Source organism: Pseudoclavibacter terrae (genome assembly GCF_008831075.1).
GTDB classification, from domain to species: domain Bacteria; phylum Actinomycetota; class Actinomycetes; order Actinomycetales; family Microbacteriaceae; genus Pseudoclavibacter; species Pseudoclavibacter terrae.
On sequence record NZ_WBJX01000006.1, the window covers coordinates 147,697 to 166,046 of the forward strand.

General features: G+C 69.6%; 17 protein-coding genes. 10 read left to right on the forward strand and 7 right to left on the reverse strand.

Features of this window, described 5'->3' with window-relative positions:
* Positions 1-197 precede the first annotated feature (197 nt).
* The 7 genes from F8O03_RS16000 (at position 198) to F8O03_RS16030 (ending at position 10,489) form a co-directional block, all read left to right on the forward strand.
* On the forward strand, positions 198-1,592 hold the full coding sequence (locus tag F8O03_RS16000; protein WP_151424747.1) for an HtaA domain-containing protein: 1,395 nt from the start codon (positions 198-200) through the stop codon (positions 1,590-1,592).
* A 111-nt stretch (positions 1,593-1,703) separates the two neighbouring features.
* On the forward strand, positions 1,704-3,140 hold the full coding sequence (locus tag F8O03_RS18650) for a WxL protein peptidoglycan domain-containing protein (protein WP_151424748.1): 1,437 nt from the start codon (positions 1,704-1,706) through the stop codon (positions 3,138-3,140).
* A gap of 57 nt (positions 3,141-3,197) precedes the next feature.
* The gene (locus F8O03_RS16010) at positions 3,198-4,454 is read left to right on the forward strand and encodes a heme/hemin ABC transporter substrate-binding protein (protein WP_151424749.1); all 1,257 of its coding nucleotides are present in this window, start codon (positions 3,198-3,200) and stop codon (positions 4,452-4,454) included.
* Positions 4,451-5,641 carry a FecCD family ABC transporter permease gene (locus tag F8O03_RS16015; protein ID WP_151424750.1) on the forward strand — a complete coding sequence of 397 codons (1,191 nt, stop codon included), beginning with the start codon at positions 4,451-4,453 and terminating at the stop codon, positions 5,639-5,641. The genes F8O03_RS16010 and F8O03_RS16015 overlap by 4 nt, the downstream gene beginning before the upstream one ends.
* On the forward strand, positions 5,638-6,507 hold the full coding sequence (locus F8O03_RS16020; protein ID WP_151424751.1) for a heme ABC transporter ATP-binding protein: 870 nt from the start codon (positions 5,638-5,640) through the stop codon (positions 6,505-6,507). Before F8O03_RS16015 ends, F8O03_RS16020 begins: the two co-directional genes overlap by 4 nt.
* Positions 6,504-7,736, forward strand: a complete 1,233-nt coding sequence (locus F8O03_RS16025; protein WP_151424752.1) for a hypothetical protein — start codon at positions 6,504-6,506, stop codon at positions 7,734-7,736. The genes F8O03_RS16020 and F8O03_RS16025 overlap by 4 nt, the downstream gene beginning before the upstream one ends.
* Positions 7,733-10,489 (forward strand): fibronectin type III domain-containing protein, encoded by a 2,757-nt coding sequence (locus tag F8O03_RS16030; protein ID WP_151424753.1) that lies wholly within the window; start codon positions 7,733-7,735, stop codon positions 10,487-10,489. The genes F8O03_RS16025 and F8O03_RS16030 overlap by 4 nt, the downstream gene beginning before the upstream one ends.
* Positions 10,490-10,878: 389 nt before the next feature.
* Here the strand turns inward: F8O03_RS16030 and F8O03_RS16035 are convergent, their stop codons facing one another.
* A complete protein-coding gene (locus F8O03_RS16035; RefSeq protein ID WP_151424754.1) occupies positions 10,879-11,526 on the reverse strand; it encodes a biliverdin-producing heme oxygenase in 648 nt (215 codons plus the stop codon).
* Positions 11,527-12,065: 539 nt separating this feature from the next.
* On the opposite strand from F8O03_RS16035, the gene F8O03_RS16040 reads away from it, so the two are divergent.
* The gene (locus F8O03_RS16040; RefSeq protein WP_151424755.1) at positions 12,066-12,572 is read left to right on the forward strand and encodes a hypothetical protein; all 507 of its coding nucleotides are present in this window, start codon (positions 12,066-12,068) and stop codon (positions 12,570-12,572) included.
* A complete protein-coding gene (locus tag F8O03_RS16045) occupies positions 12,573-12,986 on the forward strand; it encodes a VOC family protein (RefSeq protein ID WP_151424756.1) in 414 nt (137 codons plus the stop codon).
* Between the two features lie 2 nt (positions 12,987-12,988).
* On the opposite strand, the gene F8O03_RS16050 is transcribed toward F8O03_RS16045, so the two are convergent.
* The 3 genes from F8O03_RS16050 to F8O03_RS16060 form a co-directional block, all read right to left on the reverse strand.
* Complete coding sequence (locus F8O03_RS16050; protein WP_151424757.1) at positions 12,989-13,303, reverse strand: hypothetical protein; 315 nt, start codon at positions 13,301-13,303, stop codon at positions 12,989-12,991.
* Positions 13,304-13,416: 113 nt separating this feature from the next.
* Entirely contained in the window at positions 13,417-13,824 is a 408-nt protein-coding gene (locus tag F8O03_RS16055) for a hypothetical protein (RefSeq protein WP_151424758.1), read from the reverse strand.
* Positions 13,825-13,874: 50 nt separating this feature from the next.
* Positions 13,875-14,231: a hypothetical protein gene (locus F8O03_RS16060; RefSeq protein WP_151424759.1), complete on the reverse strand. Its 357-nt coding sequence runs from the start codon at positions 14,229-14,231 to the stop codon at positions 13,875-13,877.
* Positions 14,232-14,432: 201 nt separating this feature from the next.
* Here F8O03_RS16060 and F8O03_RS16065 point away from each other — a divergent pair, with 201 nt between their 5' ends.
* Positions 14,433-15,128 carry a class I SAM-dependent methyltransferase gene (locus tag F8O03_RS16065; protein ID WP_104253085.1) on the forward strand — a complete coding sequence of 232 codons (696 nt, stop codon included), beginning with the start codon at positions 14,433-14,435 and terminating at the stop codon, positions 15,126-15,128.
* A 33-nt stretch (positions 15,129-15,161) separates the two neighbouring features.
* On the opposite strand, the gene F8O03_RS16070 is transcribed toward F8O03_RS16065, so the two are convergent.
* The 3 genes from F8O03_RS16070 to F8O03_RS16080 all read right to left on the reverse strand — a co-directional run bounded on the left by F8O03_RS16070 (position 15,162) and on the right by F8O03_RS16080 (position 18,314).
* Positions 15,162-17,252, reverse strand: a complete 2,091-nt coding sequence (locus F8O03_RS16070) for a M3 family metallopeptidase (RefSeq protein WP_151424760.1) — start codon at positions 17,250-17,252, stop codon at positions 15,162-15,164.
* A 181-nt stretch (positions 17,253-17,433) separates the two neighbouring features.
* Entirely contained in the window at positions 17,434-17,784 is a 351-nt protein-coding gene (locus F8O03_RS16075; protein WP_151424761.1) for a hypothetical protein, read from the reverse strand.
* Positions 17,785-17,786: 2 nt separating this feature from the next.
* Positions 17,787-18,314 carry a hypothetical protein gene (locus tag F8O03_RS16080; protein WP_151424762.1) on the reverse strand — a complete coding sequence of 176 codons (528 nt, stop codon included), beginning with the start codon at positions 18,312-18,314 and terminating at the stop codon, positions 17,787-17,789.
* Positions 18,315-18,350: the final 36 nt, after the last annotated feature.

Genomic DNA, 18,350 nt, shown 5'->3' on the forward strand with positions numbered 1-18,350 from the left:
CCCGGGCTGCCCCGCGCCTCGGATCCGGCGACTCCATTGTCGAACCTGAAAATCTCCCGTAAGGTAACCCTTGCCTTACTTAGCGTCACCTAACCAGCTCCACCGGGTGGCGTCCCCACGGTGAGGCTTTCGGACACGGCACTCGCCGCGCATCTGCGCGCGTGTCGGGGAGCCGTGGCTTCTACTCAGGAGAACTCATGACAGCAGTGCAAGATCAGACGGCTCGTCGGTCGTCTGTGCTGGCCCGCGGCGGAACGACACTCGCCGCAGCCGGCCTCATCGCGGCGGGCCTCGGCCTCGGTGCGGCACCGGCCTCGGCAGCCGAATCAACCGTCGAGAACGTCTCGTTCTCATGGCAGGTCAACACGGAGTCCGGCGCAGGTGCGTACTTCGGTGGCTGCAACTACCTCGTCGCGGGTCAGGTCGGCAACGCCGGCTCCTCCCACGTCTGGGCGGAATCGGAAGGGTTCTACAAGACAGCTGACGGCAACGTCACCGTCACCAAGCCCGACGCGGCTGGCGAGCAGGCTCAGCCGACCTGGGCCACGAAGTGCCAGACCCCGGCAGGCGGCAACGTGTCGGCTCCGGCGGGCACGTCCTCCGCGAACCAGGTCAACTTCGCTGGCGGAACGGGCACGGTCGACCCGGACACGGAGTCCGGCACCATCGGCTGGGACGGGTCGTTCACGTTCGTCTTCTACGGCGGCATGACGTACTGGTCCGTCTCCGACATCCAGCTCGAGGTCGTCAACGGCGAGGGCACGCTGACCGGCACCGCTTCCGGCTACGGCGCGTCCATGGATGACGCCACGATCTGGGAGCCGCTGCCCTCGCGCACCATCGACCTCGCGACGTTCAGCGGCGTCGACCTGACGGCCACCGGTGCGGTCGTCGACGTCGACTACGCCGGCGTCGAGGTCGACACGAGCGGCACGCCCCAGTCGCGTACCGGAGCCAACTGGGGTTCGTTCCCGCAGTCGTTCGTCGAGTACAACGAGCTGACCGGCCAATCCTCCTACTGGTACTCCTCCGGCGGCGCGGCTGACGCGCGCAAGACGGCGAAGCCCTTCTCGGTGGCCTACACGCTCCCCGAGGTCGAGGTTCCCGGCACGCCAGAGGGCAACGTCGATGTCGTCATCCCTGAAGCGGAGATCGTCCCGCCCGTCGACCCAGAGACCGGGTCGTTCTCGTGGGCGTGGGCCGACGCGAACGGCGCCGACCTCGGCACCGCCGTGCAGACGGGGGACAACTTCGTTGCCACGGGCTCGATCAGCAACGTCGCCGTGACCGACACCCGCGCGGGCGGCACGGCCGCGTACGGCTGGACCGTCTCCGGACAGTCCACCGACTTCAGCAACGGCACGGACTCGTTCGGAGCAGAGGCCCTCGGCTGGTCGCCGAAGGTCCTCACGGGCAACCCGGACAACGTCACCGCCGGCACGGCCGCGACGGGTCTCGGCTCGGCGCAGAAGCTCGCCCAGTCGAACGCTGCCGCAAGCGCAACGCTGGGTGCTGACCTCACCCTGTCGGTTCCCACCACCACCAAGCAGGGCGCGTACTCCGCGACCCTCACCATCTCGGCGATCTCCTAGGCGCCGAGGAGTGCGCGGGAGCCCACGGGGCTTCCGCGCACTCGCACCTCGCCCCCCACCACCTCTCGCTCCCACGCGGCCTCACCGCGAGAGCCCCACGTTAGGGACCACATGGCTCTCCCCATCAGCCTCCGTCTCCGCATCCGCGCCACAACCTCCGTCGTTGTCGCGGCCTCGCTGATGGCGCTGCTGTCGTCGCTCGCCCCGACGGCGGCGCACGCCGACACCACGCAGCCGCCCGCGTGGAGCATCGACACGGTCGACGGTGATCGCGGATCGGGCCGCGCAAACTTCTCCTACGAGGTCGATCCCGGCGACGTCATCACCGACTCCATCAGCGTCACCAACACCGGCCAGGGTGCGCTGACCCTGACGATCTACGCCGCGGACGCCTTCACGACGGCGACCGGCGCGGTGGACATCCTCGAGAGCGGCGAAGCCTCTGTGGATGCGGGACTCTGGGTCGCTCCGGGCGCCACGTCCATCTCGCTCGAGCCGGGCGCGAGCGCTGACGTCCCCTTCACGCTCAGCGTGCCGGCCGACGCGACCCCCGGTGACCACTCCGCGGCGATCGTCGCCTCGCTGCTCCCCGCCGACTCGGACGACCAGGTGAAGGTCGAGCGTCGACTCGGACTCCGCATCGACATGCGGGTCAGCGGTGCGCTCGCGCCCACCGCCGAGATTCGGAGCCTCGACACGGGCTGGTCGGCGGCGGGCTTCAACCCCTTCGGCGGAGGCACCACCACCGTCAGCTACGAGCTCGTGAACACCGGCAATGTTCGGCTCGCCTCGATGGAGGACCTGCGCCTCAGCGGCATCGGGGGCTCATCGCCGGTCGTGCTCACCGGTGCGGACGTGCCAGAACTCCTGCCAGGATCATCGGTCACCGTCACGCGCGCACTCAGCACCGGGGCCGTTGGCCCGCTCAGTGGGACGCTCACGCTCTACCTGCAGCCGATGGATGCGTTCACCGACGTGCCGGTGGCCGTCACCGCCGAGCTGTCGGCCTTCGCACTGCCCTGGTCGCTCATCGTGCTTCTCGTCGTCCTGCTCCTCGCCGTCGCGGCCGTCATCTTCTGGGTCTGGCGGCGCCGACGCCTCGACCTCCTGATGGCGGGCTACGGCGACGACGCAGGACTCGGGGCCGAGAAGCTCGCGCCCCCGCGCGTGGGAGGCGCGGCAGGTGCCGCACTCGCGCTCGTCGCCGGCGTCGTGCTCGCGCTCGGCGTCAGCCTCTCGGGTCCGACGCCGGCGGTCGCCGAGCCCGCTCCGACCTCGCCATCCGGAGTCGTCGAGGTGACCATCCCAGCGCCGACGGCAGTGCCGACTCCCACGGCAGGCCCTGGCACGCCGCAGACCGCGGCCCCGGCACCGAGCACGGGAACGGGCGGCGGTTCCAACGCTGGCAACGGTTCCGCGAACGCCGGCGGCGGATCCGGCCTCCTCTCCACCGGCAACGAGCCGCTCGCCTTCGCGCTCGGCGTCGGCGCGCTGGCGCTCCTCGGCGGCGCCGTGCTGCTCCTTCGTCGCCGGGGACGCACCGGCTGACCAGACCACCCGACCTGCCGCGCATCCCCGACCCGACCAGACACGACCGAGGAACCCATGCCCCTGCCACGCACGCTCCGCCGCTTCCGCCGTTCGACGATCCGTCGCGCCGGCTGGGCGGCACTCGCGGTGGTGGTCGTCTCGGTGCTGTGGGCCAACGGGTTCCACAACATCGGCACGGCCAATGGCGCGGGCAACGAGCGATGCGTCTCGCAACCCGTGCAGACGGACCCGGTCGCGCCGGTTCTGCCGTCGATCACGTCGGCTGAGCTCCCTGATCCGCGGAGCATCGCGGGGCCGACAACGGCGTACACGCAGACGGCGGCCATCAACCCCATCACCGACGCGGCGACCGCGGTGCAACAGCTGCCAGCCACTCTCACGAGCTCCGATGGCGCGGAGACGACCGTGACCGACACGACGCGCATCCTCGCCATCAACCAGAACGGCGGGCTCGCGGCCGCCGTCATCGGGCTCGGCTTCGGCTGCAACCTCATCGGGCGCGACACCGCCACCGACATCACGAAGCTCATGCCGGGCAACGAGCAGCTGCCGCTCGTCACGCAGAACGGGCACGAGCTCAACGCGGAGTCGATCCTCCAGCTCGCGCCGACCGTCGTCGTCACCGATGCCTCGATCGGCCCCTACGACGTGCAGCTGCAGCTGCGCCAGGCCGGCATCCCCGTGGTCATGGTGCCCATCGCCTACGAGGACGGCATCGAGGGTGTCTCCCCGCAGATCCAGTTCGTGGCGGATGCGCTCGGCGTCCCCACCCTGGGGGAGAAGCTCTCGCAGCGAACACAGGCCGAGATCGGCACGACCATCCAGCAGATCGGCACGATGGCCCCCACCGACCCGGAGAAGAAGCCTCGCGTCGTGTTCCTGTACCTGCGCGGCAGCGTCTACTACTGGTTCGGCGCAGGATCAGGCGCCGACTCGATCATCCAGAGCATCGGCGCTCGCGACGTCGCCACCGAGGTCGGCTTCGCGGGCATGTCGCCCACCAACGCAGAAGCGCTTGTCCGCGCCGCCCCCGACGTGATCATCGTCATGACGATGGGACTCGCCTCGGTCGGCGGCATCGACGAGGCCGTCCAGCTGCCCGGCATCGGGCAGACCCCGGCCGGCGCGAACAAGCGCATCGTCGACATGAGCGACTACGAGGTCATGAGCTTCGGACCCCGGTCGGCGTCGGTGCTCGCGGCCCTTGGCACCGCGATCTACGCGCCAGAGCTCGCCTACGTCCCGGAGCGCGCCCCCGAGGCAGACCCCGCCGACGACAGAACCGACAGCACAGACGAGAGCGGCGCATGAGCAGAGACGTGAACGTGTCAACGGCAGCACCGCAGAGCGCCGCCCCGAGGCCAGAAACGGGGCAGCCGAAACGTTGGGACCTCGTCGACCGTGTCGAGGAGCGCGCCCGCCCCGAGCCGGTCGCCCAGCCGACGGATGCGCCACCCCGCTCCAAGAAGGCGCGCGCCTCGCTGCTCGCGGCAGTCCTCACGACCCTCCTCATCGCCGGCTGCCTCGTCTCCGCGATGATCGGCCAGCTCTACATCCCGCCCCTCGAGGTGCTCGGCTTCCTGCTCAACCAGCTCGGCATCACCTGGCTGCCGGGCCCGAGCCACGAGTTCGGGGCGGCCGCGCTCGCGGAGGTCCGCTTCCCGCGTCTGGTGCTCACCGTCCTCGTCGGGGCGGCGCTGGCGGTCGCGGGCGCGCTCATGCAGGGCATCTTCGGCAACCCGCTCGCCGAGCCCGGCTCCGTCGGCGTCTCCGCGGGCGCGGCCGTCGGCGCGAGCTTCTCGATCCTCTTCAGCCTCACCTTCCTCGGCCCGTTCACGACGCCCACCTTCGCGTTCGTCGCCGGCCTCATCACGACGTTCGTCGTGTACTCGCTGTCCCGCTCCGGCCGACGCACCGACGTCATCACGCTCATCCTGACCGGCGTCGCCGTCAACGCCGTCTGCGGTGCGCTCATCGCCTTCATAACCTTCAGCGCGCCGACGCAGGCGCGCGAGCAGATCGTCTTCTGGCAGATGGGCAGCATGAACGGCTCCCGCTGGGAGCAGGTCTGGCTCGTCGCCCCGCTCATCGTCGTGGGGTGCGTCCTCGCCATCGGGATCGGAAGGCAGCTCGACCTGCTGTCGCTCGGCGAGAAGGCGGCCCGCCACGTCGGCGTGAACGTCGAGCGCGTACGTCTGATCGTCATGATCTACGTGGCCCTGCTCGTCTCCGCAGCGGTCGCCTTCGCCGGCATCATCGCGTTCGTCGGCCTCGTCGTGCCGCACGTCATCCGCATGATCATCGGGCCAGCGCACCGCCCGCTCCTGCTCTGCTCGGTGCTCGGCGGAGCCCTGCTGCTCACGATCGCCGACCTCGGCGCCCGCACCCTCGTCGAGTACGCCGACCTGCCCATCGGCATGCTGACCTCCCTCATCGGCGGGCCGTTCTTCTTCTTCCTGATCCGGCGCAGCCGGGCGAAGGGCGGCGCGTGGTCATGATCGGCTCCATCCTCAGGACCCCCATCCGCAAGCCGCGCGCGACCACGCCGGGCGAGGTGGTCCTGTCCGTCCGCGACGTGAGCGTCGACTTCGGCGAGCGCACCGTGCTCGAGGGCCTCGACCTCGACATCCGCGCCGGCGAGGTGCTCGCCCTGGTCGGGCCCAACGGGGCCGGCAAGTCGACGCTCATCAACGTCATCACCGCCGACGTGGATGCGCGCAGCGGCACCGTCGAGATCGACGGCCTCCCGAGCTACGCCTGGACCAACACCGAGCTCGCGATGCGCCGAGCCGTGCTCCTGCAGCAGGTCGACATCGCGTTCCCGTTCTCGGTCGAGGAGGTCGTCGACATGGGCCGCGCGCCCTGGCAGCAGGTGAGCGAGCGCGAGCGCGACGACCTCATCACGGCCGGCGCGATGCGACGCACGGACATCGACCGCTTCGCCGACCGCCACTACCCGTCACTCTCCGGCGGCGAACGGGCCAGGGCCGCGCTCGCCCGCGTCCTCGCGCAGACCGCCTCGGTCATGCTGCTCGACGAGCCGACCGCGGCGATGGACATCAAGCATCAGGAGATGGTGCTCGACCTCGTGCGCAGCTACGCGAGCACCGGATGCGCGGTCGTCATCATCGTGCACAACCTCGACCTCGCGGCCGCCTACGCCGACCGCATCGCGCTCCTTAGCCGCGGCCGCATCGTCGCCGACGGGCCGCCAGCAGAGGTGCTCACGGCTGAGCGCATCTCGCAGGTCTACGAGCATCCAGTGCACATCCTCGCGGACCCCTTCACCGGGGCACCGATCGTCGTGCCCAAACGCGCATCCACCGGTTCCTCGACCCCCGCCGAAGAAGGGCACCACGCATGACCGCAACCACGCCTCCGCTCACCGCAGCTCGCTGGGTCGCCGCCATCCTGACGGCGCTCGGGCTCGCCCTCGGCGTCACCGCGGTGGGCCTCTCCGCTGCGCCCGCGCACGCGGCCGGCCAGGTGACCATCTCCGGACAGCCCACGGCGGACGGCCAGAGCGAGATCCAGGTGTCCGGCACCGGATTCCAGTCGGTGCAGGGCGGATTCGGGGGCATCTACGTGCTCTTCGGCTGGGTCGACGACCCGAGCGGCGGCTCGTGGAAGCCGAGTGCGGGAGGCGTGACGGGGGAGGACTACCGCTACGTGTACGACGACGAGACGAACCCCGTCGGCTATCAGCTGTTCGCGGCCTTCCCCGGCGGATCCACCTCCTACGCCGCGAACGGCGGTGAGGTCGCGGCCGACGGCACCTGGTCGGGCACGCTGCGCATCCCCGGCGCCGTGTTCCAGACCTACGACCGCGACCAGAACGCGACCTCCGTCGATTGCAACGCCGTGCAGTGCGGCATCATAACCATCGGCGCGCACGGTGTGAAGAACACGAACAACGAATCGTTCACGCCGCTCACCTTCACGGGAGCGGCGGCGGCCGCGGCGCCTCAGGCTCAGGCGACCACCCAGCAGTCCGAGGCTGCTGCCCCCGCCGCACCCGTCGAACAGGCGCCTCCCGCTGACGCGGCTCCCGTCGCGACGTCCGCCCCCGTCGGCGCGGTCACGCAGAACACGGCGTCCTCACAGGGCCTCGGCTCGGTCAGCGACGCACTCGCCTGGCTTGTCGTGCTCGCGCCGGTCCTGCTGCTCGTCGGACTCACCGTCGTCGGCCTCGCCGTCGGCATCGGCGCCTACCTCGCAGCGAAGAGCCTGCTGCTCGGCGTCAACCCGGCGGCCCTCGAGAAGGTGCGCGGGCAACGCGAACGCAAGGCACTGCGGGAGCGCGAGAAGCAGCGCAGGAAGACGGCGGCGGTGCGACTCGCACAGGAGCAACGCGAAGCTCGTGCCCGGCGCAGGCTCGGCGCGGCTGCCGCGCAGCAGGGCCTCGTGAACCTCCCCGCGTCTCCCGCGCCGCTCGAGAACGACAAGCTCGTCGACTTCTTCGCCATGGATGCTCCGATCCCGCGCCACCCGAGCCCACTCGGGGACGCAGCAGCGGAATCGGCGCCGGGTGGCCGAGACGCGCCGACGCTCATCCTCTCGAGCGCGACAGGTCGCCGGGAGGACGCACGGTGACCCTCGAATCGCACGAGACGGGCCGCCCGCGGCCACGGCGCATGCCAGCCCCGGGCATCGGCACGCGCATCCTGGCCGGACTCGGCATCACCGGGCTGCTCGCAGGCTTCGGCCTCATGGCAGCAGACCCGGCGGAGGCCGCGTCGACGCCGATCGCGGGCGTCGACCTGTCCTGGACCCTGAACGACGAGGCTGGAGGGGGTGCCTACTTCGGCGGCTGCAACTTCCTCTCGGCCGGCGCATCCGGGGACAACGGGAAGTCGGCGGTCTGGACCGACGACAGCCTGTACTCGGCGAGCGCAGGCAACGTGACCATCACGAAGCCCGACGCGGCCGGCAACCAGGTGCCCGCCACGTGGGAGTCCAGGTGCCTCGACGCGGGTGGGAGCCAGGTCGGGACTGATGCCGGGTCGACGAGCGCCAACCAGGTGAACCTGGCAGACGGCACCGGCTCCGTCGACCTCGAGGCCGGCTCGGCCAGCATCTCGTGGGATGGCGCGTTCACCGTCGTCTTCTACGGCGGGATGACGTACTGGTCGGTTGACGAGCTCACGCTCGAGCTCGAGAACGGCAAGGGAACGCTCACCGGCACTGCCGGCGGATTCGGCGCCGACATGGACAACCCCTCGACCTGGCAGCCCCTGACCGAGCGCACTGTCACGCTCGCGACGATCGACGCGACGCCGGCCGATCTCACCGCATCCGGCGCGACCCTCACCCCCGACTACCGGGGTGTGGAGGCAGGGAACGTCGGCACCCCGCAGACTCGCGAAGGCGACGACTGGGGCTCGTGGCCCCAGGACTTCGTGGCGTTCCACGAGGCGACCGGCCAGTCGAGCTACTGGTACTCCTCCGGTGGACGTGCCGATCCGAAGAAGGTCGCAGCGCCGCTCACCCTGAGCTTCGACACGTCCGCGAGCGCGACCCCGGTCTACGAGCGGTTGCCGCGCGACTTCCCGGAGGGGGCCGAGCTGCGGTTCGCCAACCTCGGGGTCGACGTCTCCGGGGAGCCCGTGCTGCGGGCAGCCGATGGTGGCGAGCTGGCGAGACTGGGCGGCACCCCCGCTCAGATCACGGCTGGGGCTGGCGTGGGCACCTGGGACGTCAGCGGCCTCGCCGAAGGAGTGCACGAGTTCACGCTCGCCGTCCGCAACGGCACCGCCGAGACACCCATCGAGCTCTCACCCGACCCTGCCATTCGCCTCGCCATCGTCGAACCGCTCGGCCCGACGGCCTCACCCGGCATCGCGGTCAGCGACGTCGACGCCAGCTCCTTCACGACCACCCTGACGTGGCCCGCCGCGGGTGGCGGCCCGCCGACCGGCTACCAGGTGCAGCTCACGCACGGCGGCGTCGCCGTCGGTGCCGCCCTCCAGGTGCCGGCGGATGCGACGGGTCAAGGCTCAACCATCGTGTCCGGGCTCACCGCCAGCACCGAGTACGCCATCACCGTCACCCCGTACCTCGCAACACAGGCGGGCACGCCAGCGACGCAGCAGGTCAGCACCGGTGCCCAACCGCAGCCCACCACGACCCCCAACCCCGAACCGCCAACGCCGACAACACCCCCGACCGCCGAGCCGACGGCCCCCACCGACGGTGGTGCATCCGCCGAGGGAGCAACCTTCTACTGGGGGTTGAACACGGAAGCCACGAGCGGCGCCTTCTTCGGGGGATGCAACTTCCTCGCAGCAGGCACGGCGGGGGACACCGGCTCGTCACGGGTCTGGAACGCCGGCGAGTACCGATCCGCCGACGGCAACGTGACCATCATCAAGCCCAACGGCAACGACTTCCAGCAGGCAAGCTGGGGCACGAAGTGCGTCGACCGCACGGGCGCCAACGTCTCGACGAGCCGCCTCGGCTCGCACACGGAGTCGCAGGTGCGCATCACCGGCGGTGAAGCGACGCGCTCCGGATCGGAGCTCACCGTGCAGTGGCGAGGCAGCTTCACGGTCGCCTTCTACGGAGGGCTCACCTACTGGACCGCGACCGACCCGATCCTCAAGGTGGGCGGGGACGGCAGAGGCACCATCACCGCGACAGCCTCCGGCTACGGCGCATCCATGACCGACGCGTCCAAATGGGTGCGGCTCAGCGAGCGCACCATCACGCTCGCGAACCTCACGGGAGTCGATGCCAGCGCCGACGTCATCACGACGACCCCCGACTACCTGGGCGTGTCCTACAGCGGAAGCGGACAGTCGCAGGGAGTGGTCGGCGGCGACGAGGGCACGGCGAGCGGGCAGGCGCCCCAGACCGCGCTGAACTCGAGCTACTGGGGCTCGTTCCCGTCGGACTTCGTCGACTTCCAGAAGGAGACCGGGCAGTTCTCGTACTGGTTCACGTCGAACGGCGCCCGGGACGCCTACAAGCCGACGATCCCGCTCACCGTGAGCCTGGCAGGGGACTACACGCCAACGGCGGGCGCGTACAACGCTCCTGCCGCGCCGACGCTCACGCAGAGCAATCCGTCGGGCGGCACGCGTGTCCCGAACCCGGTGGCACCCGCGCCGGCGCCAGCCACGACGGCCCCGGCGGTCGGCGCAGCGACGAGCAGTGGGGGAGCGACGCCGTCGGAGACCGGGCCGGTCGCCGTCGCGAACGAGGCCTCGGGCCTGCGGATCGGTGAGATCAGCGCGCCAATGGTGCTCGGCGGAGGAGCGGGCATGCTCGCGGTTGCCGGCCTGAACTGGTCGATCTCCCTGCTCGTGCGTCGAAGGCTCGGCCTCGATCCGCACCTCTTCGGCTAGGCGCGAGCCGCGGGTGCGCTGCCCCGGCCGCTGCCCCGGGCGCTGCGCCGGGCGCAGAGTTGTGGCGAGATGCTGCTGCCGGGCGATCGAACCGCTCTGCGCCACAACTCTCTGTGATGCTCGCGGGGGAGGGTGCCGCGAGCCGCGAGCCGCGAGCCGCGCGTCTGTCGGCGTGCGGCCGATGCGCGGTTGGGCGCAGGGGTGTGGCGCAGGGTTGTGGCACAGTGCTGTCGCGGCGCGGCAGCACTTCTCCACAACTTCGCGGCGACTCGCGGCGAAACGAGCACCTCGCGGCGACCCGCGGCGAGGGGAGCGGCGCGCATCCGAGTGGATGCGGGCCGTTCGCGTCGCACGTCGCACGTCGTGCGTCGCACGGTGTGCGGAGGTTCCTAGTAGCGCGCGTCGAGCTCTTCGAAGATGCGCTCGTTGCAGGTGAAGCTCGCGTTCGCCTCGTCGAGGAGGCGTGCGATGGCGTCCTCGTCGAAGGCGAGCTCGTCGAGCTGCGTGCGGTACGTCCGCTTGAACGGCACGATCGCCGGGATCTCGGTGAAGTCGAAGAACGTCGCCTCTTCCGCGGGGAGCGTGTAGGTGCGGTCGAGCATGACGCGCATGGCCTGGCCGCCCGAGAGGTCGCCGAGGTAGCGCGTGTAGTGGTGCGCGAGGTACCGGGCCGGGTCGGCGGCGGATGCGGTGATGCGGTCTGCGTATTCGCGCGTCGCAGGCAGCTCGCCGGGGAGCGGTTGCGTGAGGCGGGGTGCGAGCGCCGCGAGGTCCGCCGCGATCGACGACGCACGATCGAGCTCGACCGCGGGGATCGCGCCGAGCTGGCCGTGCTCTCGTACCGTGACTGCGGCGCTCTCGAGCGCCTCGTACATGAAGCCGTACTGCTGCAGCAGCGCGGCCCAGGCGTCGATGCCGAGCTCACCGCCGAGGAGCCGTTCGAGGAAGCGCGAACGTTCCGCGCTCTGGTGGGCCTGCGACGTGCGCTCGCGGAGGCGGGCGCTGATGGTCGTCGCGGTATCGGTGACGATGGTCATGGGGATCCCTTCGGGCGGGATCGGTGCGAGGGGGCACACCGAAGACTGGATGAGTCCAGCTTAGGTGACCCTTACTTCTGTTGGGAATCCCCGTTGTGCAGAGTTCACTCCTTCGTTACATCCAGAACCGGCCGTGTTCGGCGGCGAAGCGTCGTCCATGTGCGAACCCCTCGCGGGCTGCTTGCGGTCGCAGCGTGCGAGTCCATGGCGTTGGCGCCGAAGAGGCGGTCGAGCTCCGCACCGGGGAAGATCGTCTCGACCGTGCTCCCTGCTGCGCGCAGCTCCGCAGGCTGCGCATCCAGGTGCAAGCCCCAATCGGCCGGTGTGAGGCTCTTTCCCGAGAACGGGGCGAGGACCAGAACCCGAACCGAAACTCCCAGTCTGGGCTCGACTCTGCGGGCACCTGGTCCTCGTCGCTGAGCATGCCGCCGACGATACCGGGCGCGGCGCGACGAGCCCGGACAGTTTCGCGTCTGCGGTCCTCGCGGGTCTGCGGGCGTGCCGCTGAGGAGCGACGTACCCTCGGTCAGATGGACGCCATGCGTGAACCTCTTGAAGCTGCCCTCGACGAGCTGGCCCCCGGTGACGGCGATGCGCTCGCGCGCGTCACGGCGACGCGCGACGCAGCCAGATGGCTGGAAGAGGTTGGACTCGTGGAGGCGGTCGAGCGGGCACGCGCCGGTGGTTCGACGTGGGCGCAGATCGGTGCGGCGCTGGGGGTTACGGGAACGACGGCGACCACCCGGTTCGGGGGCACGCCCGAGGAACGCGAGGCGCGCGCGCAGCAGTCGCGGGACCGAGCCGCGCAGCGCAACCGGGTGGCTTCGGAGGCCATCGGTGCGACGCCGCGCGATGACCTGCCTGGCATCTCGGTTGCCGAGGCCGCCGAGAAGCTCGACGTTCAGCTGGGTACTTTTCGGAGGCGCGTCCAGGTCGCCCGTGAGCGGAACAGTGACGCGTTCCGTGCCGCGATCAAGCTGGTCCAGCTCTCACCCAAGCGCGAGGTCATGCGCGTCGTCGACCTTGAAGCGGCGGCACGGATCTAGATGGTTGCGGGGTTTCACCATGTCGAGGTGTGGGTCGCCGACCTGGATGCGGTGCGCGATGAGTGGGGCTGGTTGCTCTCTCAGGTCGGGTGGATGCTGACCGAGGAATGGCCGGGCGGCCAGTCGTGGAGCGCTGGGTCCGCTTATCTGACGCTCACGACTTCACCGAATATGAGAGACGCGCCGCACGACCGACGCCGGCCAGGGGTGAACCACCTCGCGTTTCGGGGTGGGTCTCCTTCGGCCGTCGACGCCTTGGTAGAGAGCGCTGGAGAGAATGGGTGGCTGCCGCTCTACGCGGAGCGCTACCCGCACGCTGGTGGTGAGGATCACTACGCTGGCTGGCTGGAGAACTCGTCGGGGTTCAAGGTCGAGGTAGTTGCTAACGAAGGCGTCGCCCGCGCTCCGAGGTAGGGTCAGCCCATGTATGCGCCGGCTTCGAACCTGGCGTGTTGGATGACGATGATGGCGCCGATCTCGAGCCCGACGATGACCGTGATGATGGCGAGCGACCACCACACGGACCTGTGCGTGCAGGCTGCTGTGATGGCCGCTGCAGCAAGGCTCACGATCCAGACCAGGAAGTGCGCGACGGCCGCGATGCCGGTCGTGGTGACGGCCTCCTCGTAGTGCCCCTTGGGGACGGTCCAGGTGTCGCTCGAGTTGGCGTAGCCGTAGTAGAGCATCTCGCCGACGCTCAGCCCGAGGAGGACACCGATCACGAGCGTCACGGCCGCCGTGACGAAGGCTATTCCCGTTGCGATGCTCCAGCCGAGGACGGGGCGCCAGACTGTGCCACGAGGTGGGCCGGAAGTGGCCCGTTGCGGGGCGGATGCAAGAGAGCTCATCGCCAGGAATGCTCGAGGATGGGCCAGGCGACCGGAACGGCGATGGCGACCACGGAGAGGAGGACGAGCATCCCGAACGTGCGGCCGAACGGACGCGGGTCGCTGCTGGCGACGCTGACGGCGGTTCCGATGTACGCGAGCCAGGTGGTACCGAGGGCGAGGATCGTGAGGTCAGCGACCGACTTCGCTTCGCCGTAGTGCAGGGCGGTGGTCGAATGCGGATCACTATCGGCCTCCATGCCGGACCCGTACCTCAGCATCTCGTCGATGCAGAGACCGAGCCCGAGCGCCAGGAATCCGAGGACGAACACTCCCAGAACCGCGAGCAGGCCGATCTTGCCCTCGCCGCTTGCCGCCTGCGCACTCACGCCCGCTCGCGGTAATTCCTCGTTGACCACTGACATGGCACGAGCATAGGTGCAGTACGGAGGTCAGGTCTGGATGCGCGAAACCGTTACTCGACGCCATTCGATGGCGGGATCTGTCTGCCCAGGGTAGGTGAAGTCGCGACAGCTTTCACGCGTCGATTGTGCGCTATCAGCACCCACAGCGTAGGTACGCAGATGACAACCGCTGCGACGACCCCGGCTAACCACGGACTGATATCGGTGCCCCGCCACAGTAGATTGATGCCGCCCATGATGGCGAAGATCATGATGAGGCGAGGGAGGAACCACCACTTCGGCAAGCGGGGCGGGTTACCGAGCCATGGGATCTTCTCGTCGGGGTTGGCTCTCGACTGGCGGACGACGTCCACGAGAGATGCCGCTCCGGCGATCGCCAGCAGAACGAGTGCCCAGAAGAGTTCCATGGGCCCCACACGAACATGCCCCTCTGGGCGCCGCCTCAGAGACTCCACTTCCTGTCTGCCGAGTTCTGGCGCCGCGCGTCACGGACAGGGCCCGCCTTGATCTGCCTCGCGTCCTTGCGCTTCGTAGCCGCTGAGCCCTTTGAGAGGTCTCTGCGGACGGGCCGGGCGCTCGCGTCCCCGTGCTCGTGCAGGATGGGACACATGGAACCCGGCCACTACGACGCGTTCGCCTCTGACTATGCGACTGACAGCGAGCGCAACCTCGTGAACAACCACTACGAGCGGCCGGCGATGCTCAAACTCCTCAGCGACGTACGCGGTGCGCACGTGCTCGATGCCGGATGCGGCGCCGGCCCGCTTGCGGCCGAACTGGCGGCCCGTGGTGCAACCGTCGCGGGCTTCGACTCGAGCTCGGAGATGATCGCGATCGCTCGGCGGCGGCTCGGCGACGCCGTCGACCTCCAGGTGAGTGATCTTGGGAGACCGCTTCCGTACCCGAACGAACGCTTCGACCTCGTCGCCGCGTCGCTTGTACTCCACTACCTCGAAGACTGGGGTCCGGCTCTGACCGAGCTTCACCGAGTGCTGAAGCCCGGTGGTCGGCTGACCATCTCCGTGCATCATCCGTTCGTGTACCGCCTGATGTTTCCGGAGCGGGACTACTTCGCCACCGAAGCGTGGACGTCGACCTCGAACTTCAACGGCACCGAGGTCGAGCTCACGTACTGGCACCGTCCCCTCCACGCGATGACCGATGCCTTTGCCGAGGCGGGCTTCAGGGTTGCAACGGTCGCCGAGCCGCCGTTCGCTGCGGACACGCCAGCGGACCTCATCCCGCCGCATCTTGTTGACCGGACAGCGTTCCTGAGCTTCATCTTCTTCGCCTTGGAGCGATAAGGGCTCAGCTCAGCCGAGCCCCGCGCGGTCGCCCTACTGCAGTCCGCGCCGCTTCAGCAGCGGCTCGATGGGGGCCGGACCGCCGAGGAGGTCGACGACGAGTGACATCGCATCCCGGGAGCCGCCGGGCTCGAGGATGCTCCGGCGGAACTTCTCGCCAGCGGCGCGCAACCCGCCGTCGAGCTCCGCCTGCTCCGCAAACCAGTCGACCGTCGCAGCGTCGAGCACCTCGCTCCAGATGTAGCCGTAGTAGCCGGCGCTGTAGCCGCCCGCGAAGATGTGCTGGAAGTAGGGGAGCGTGTAGCGCGGGGGCACGGCAGGGAGATCGAGCCCGTAGCGCTGAAGCACCTGCTGCTCGAACGCCTCGACGTCGCTGACCTCGGCGGCCTCTTCCGGCGACAGCGAGTGCCACTCGAGGTCGATCACCGACGCTGCAAGGTACTCGCTCGTGCCGAAGCCCTCGTTGAACGACGCCGAATCGAGCAGACGCTCGACGAGCTCCTCCGACAGCGGCTCACCAGTCTCGTGGTGCTTCGCGTAGGTACGCAGCACCTCCGGCCACAGCATCCACATCTCGTTGACCTGGCTGGGGTACTCGACGAAGTCGCGGGGCACGTTCGTGCCGCCGAGGCTCGGGTAGTCGACCAGTGCGAACAGGCCGTGCAGCGCGTGCCCGAACTCATGGAACAACGTCTCGACCTCGTCGAACGTGAGCAGCGTCGGCGAACCCTCGGCGGGCTTCGGCACGTTGAGCGTGTTGAGCACAACCGTCGGCTCGCCGAGCAGGCGGTTCTGCTGGATCACCGAGTTCATCCACGCGCCGCCGCGCTTGGAGTCGCGCGTGTACAGGTCGAGCGAGAACAGCCCGACCTCGGTGCCGTCCTCGTTGCTCACCTCGTACACCACCGCGTCGGCATGGTGACCTCGCAGCTCGGGCCGATGGGTGAAGGTGACGCCGAACAGCTGGTTGGCGGCGTAGAACACGCCGTTCTCGAGCACAGCATTGGCCTCGAAGAACGGCCGCATCTGCGAGGTGTCGACCGCGTAGTCGCGGGCGCGCACCTTCTCGGTGTAGAACGCCCAGTCCCACGGTTCGAGCGCGAAGCTCGGCTCGCCGATCGCGGCCTGCTCGGCGTCGATCGTGGCCTGGAGCACCTCCTGCTCGCGGCGCGCGTTCGCGGCGGCCGGAGTGGAGAGCTGTTCGAGGCGCGCGCGAATCGCGGATGCGCTGCCCGCGGTCGACTTCGCGGCCGCGGCCTCAGCATGGTTCTCGAAGCCGAGGAGTCGGGCTCGTTCGGCGCGCACGCGCACCATCTCGAGCGCCGTCGCCCGGGTGTCGTGGTCGCCTCCGCGGCTGCCCCGCGCGGACGAAGCCTCGAAGAGCTTGCGACGCGTCTCGCGGTTCGTGAGCGTCGAGAGCAGCGGGTGGCCAGTGAAGAGCACGAGCGAGATGAGGTACTTGCCCGTCAGCCCACGCGCCTCCGCGGCGGCTGATGCCGCCGAGATGGCGCTCTCGTCGAGACCCGCGAGCTCCTCGGCCGAGTCGACGACCAGGGCCAGCGCGTTGCTGTCGGCCTGCAGCTTCTGGTCGAACTGCACCTCGAGCTCCGCCAGGCGACTGTTGAGCTCACGCAGGCGAGCCGACGACGCGTCGTCGAGGCCTGCACCCGCGAGACTCGCGTTGCGGTGCAGCTTCTCGACGAGGAAACGCTGCTCATCGGTGAGCTCGGCTTCCTCGCGGGCGTCGTACACCGACTGGATGCGCGCGAACAGCGCGCGGTTGAGCGTGATCGAGTCTTCATGCGCCGTCAGGCGCGGCCCGATCTCCGCCTCGATCGCGTCGATGCCGGGGGTCGCGTCACCCGAGCTGAGCGTGAAGAAGACGGCGGCGGTGCGCTCCAGCAGTTGGCCGGAGCGCTCGAGCGCTTCGACCGTGTTCGCGAAGGTCGGCGCCTCGGTGTTCGCCGTGATCGCCTGGACCTCCGCGAGCTGCTCAGCCATGCCGGCCTCGAACGCGGGCAGGAAGTGCTCCTCGCGCACGTCTCCGAACGGCGGCAACTGGAAGGGGAGCGCGCTGGGAGTGGCGAACGGGTTCTCGGCGTCGAGCTGCACGGTCTGGGTCATGCTTCCAACCCTAGGCGCGACCACCGACGCGGCACGCGCATCCGCTGTCCGCGCTCAGCGGAAGCCGCGCGAGGAAACCGCGCCGCTCACGCGCGCTCACCCAGGACGGGGTTGTGGTCGTTCTCCGGCGATCTTGACGACCATAAGTCCGCCCTCGACACCGTGGCCAGAGCGGAAGCCGCTAGGCGCGGGGCGCTGGCTCCGGGAAGAGATCGTCGTCATCCTCGTCTTCGTCGAAGACGTCGTGTTCGTGCGAGTCACCATCGGCGATGCCCACGCCAGCGCCGACCGGCTCCTCGGCGCCGCTCACGTGGACTGAGCCGTCGCCGCGGAGGGCGGCCCGCGGCCCCCGATCGAGCTCGGCGACAGGCCGCCCCTCGAGCCAGGTGAGCGTCCACCACAGCTTCGAGACGTCGTCGACCGTCGAAGAGAGAACCCGCTCCTGGGCGGAGCACGCCTCCAGGAACTCCGGGTACTTCTCCAGCGAGCGCGGCGGGACGGAGCCCGCCCGCCACCGCTCACCGATCAGCACGTCTAGCCCTCGTTCTGCTGACGCGAGTCGACGGAGATCTCGAAGCGGACCTCGTCGCTGCGGCTGCCCATGCGGGCCGACTGCTGCAGGCCCACCTCGTCTTCGGCATCGACGAGCCACGAGATCGCGTCGAAGCCGCGCTTCGCGGCCGCCGCGAACACGGCGCCGAGCAGCTCCTCGTTGACGGCAGCGCGGTTCGAGTCGGCACCCGAGTACTTGGCTTCGATGTTCAGCACCGTGCGAGCGCCGCGGATGTCGAGCCGCTCGCGGAACAGCACGTACCCGCGCGGCTCGCCCTCGACGAACGCGATCATGCCCTCGAGGTTCCCGGTCTTGCTCGCGACGTGACGCCAGACGCCGAGCGCACGGCCGTCGTTCGAGCTCTCACCGAGCGCATCCACGTGCTGTGCGAACAGCGGCTGCCAGACGAAGTAGTCGGTTGGGCCCATGGCCCGCACCTCGATGCTGGGGCGCGCCGCGGCACGGTCCCGCGTGCGCTTGCGGGGCTTGGCGTTCTCAGGAACTGTCATGCCGGCCCTGACTCCTCTTCTGTCACTGACGTCGCT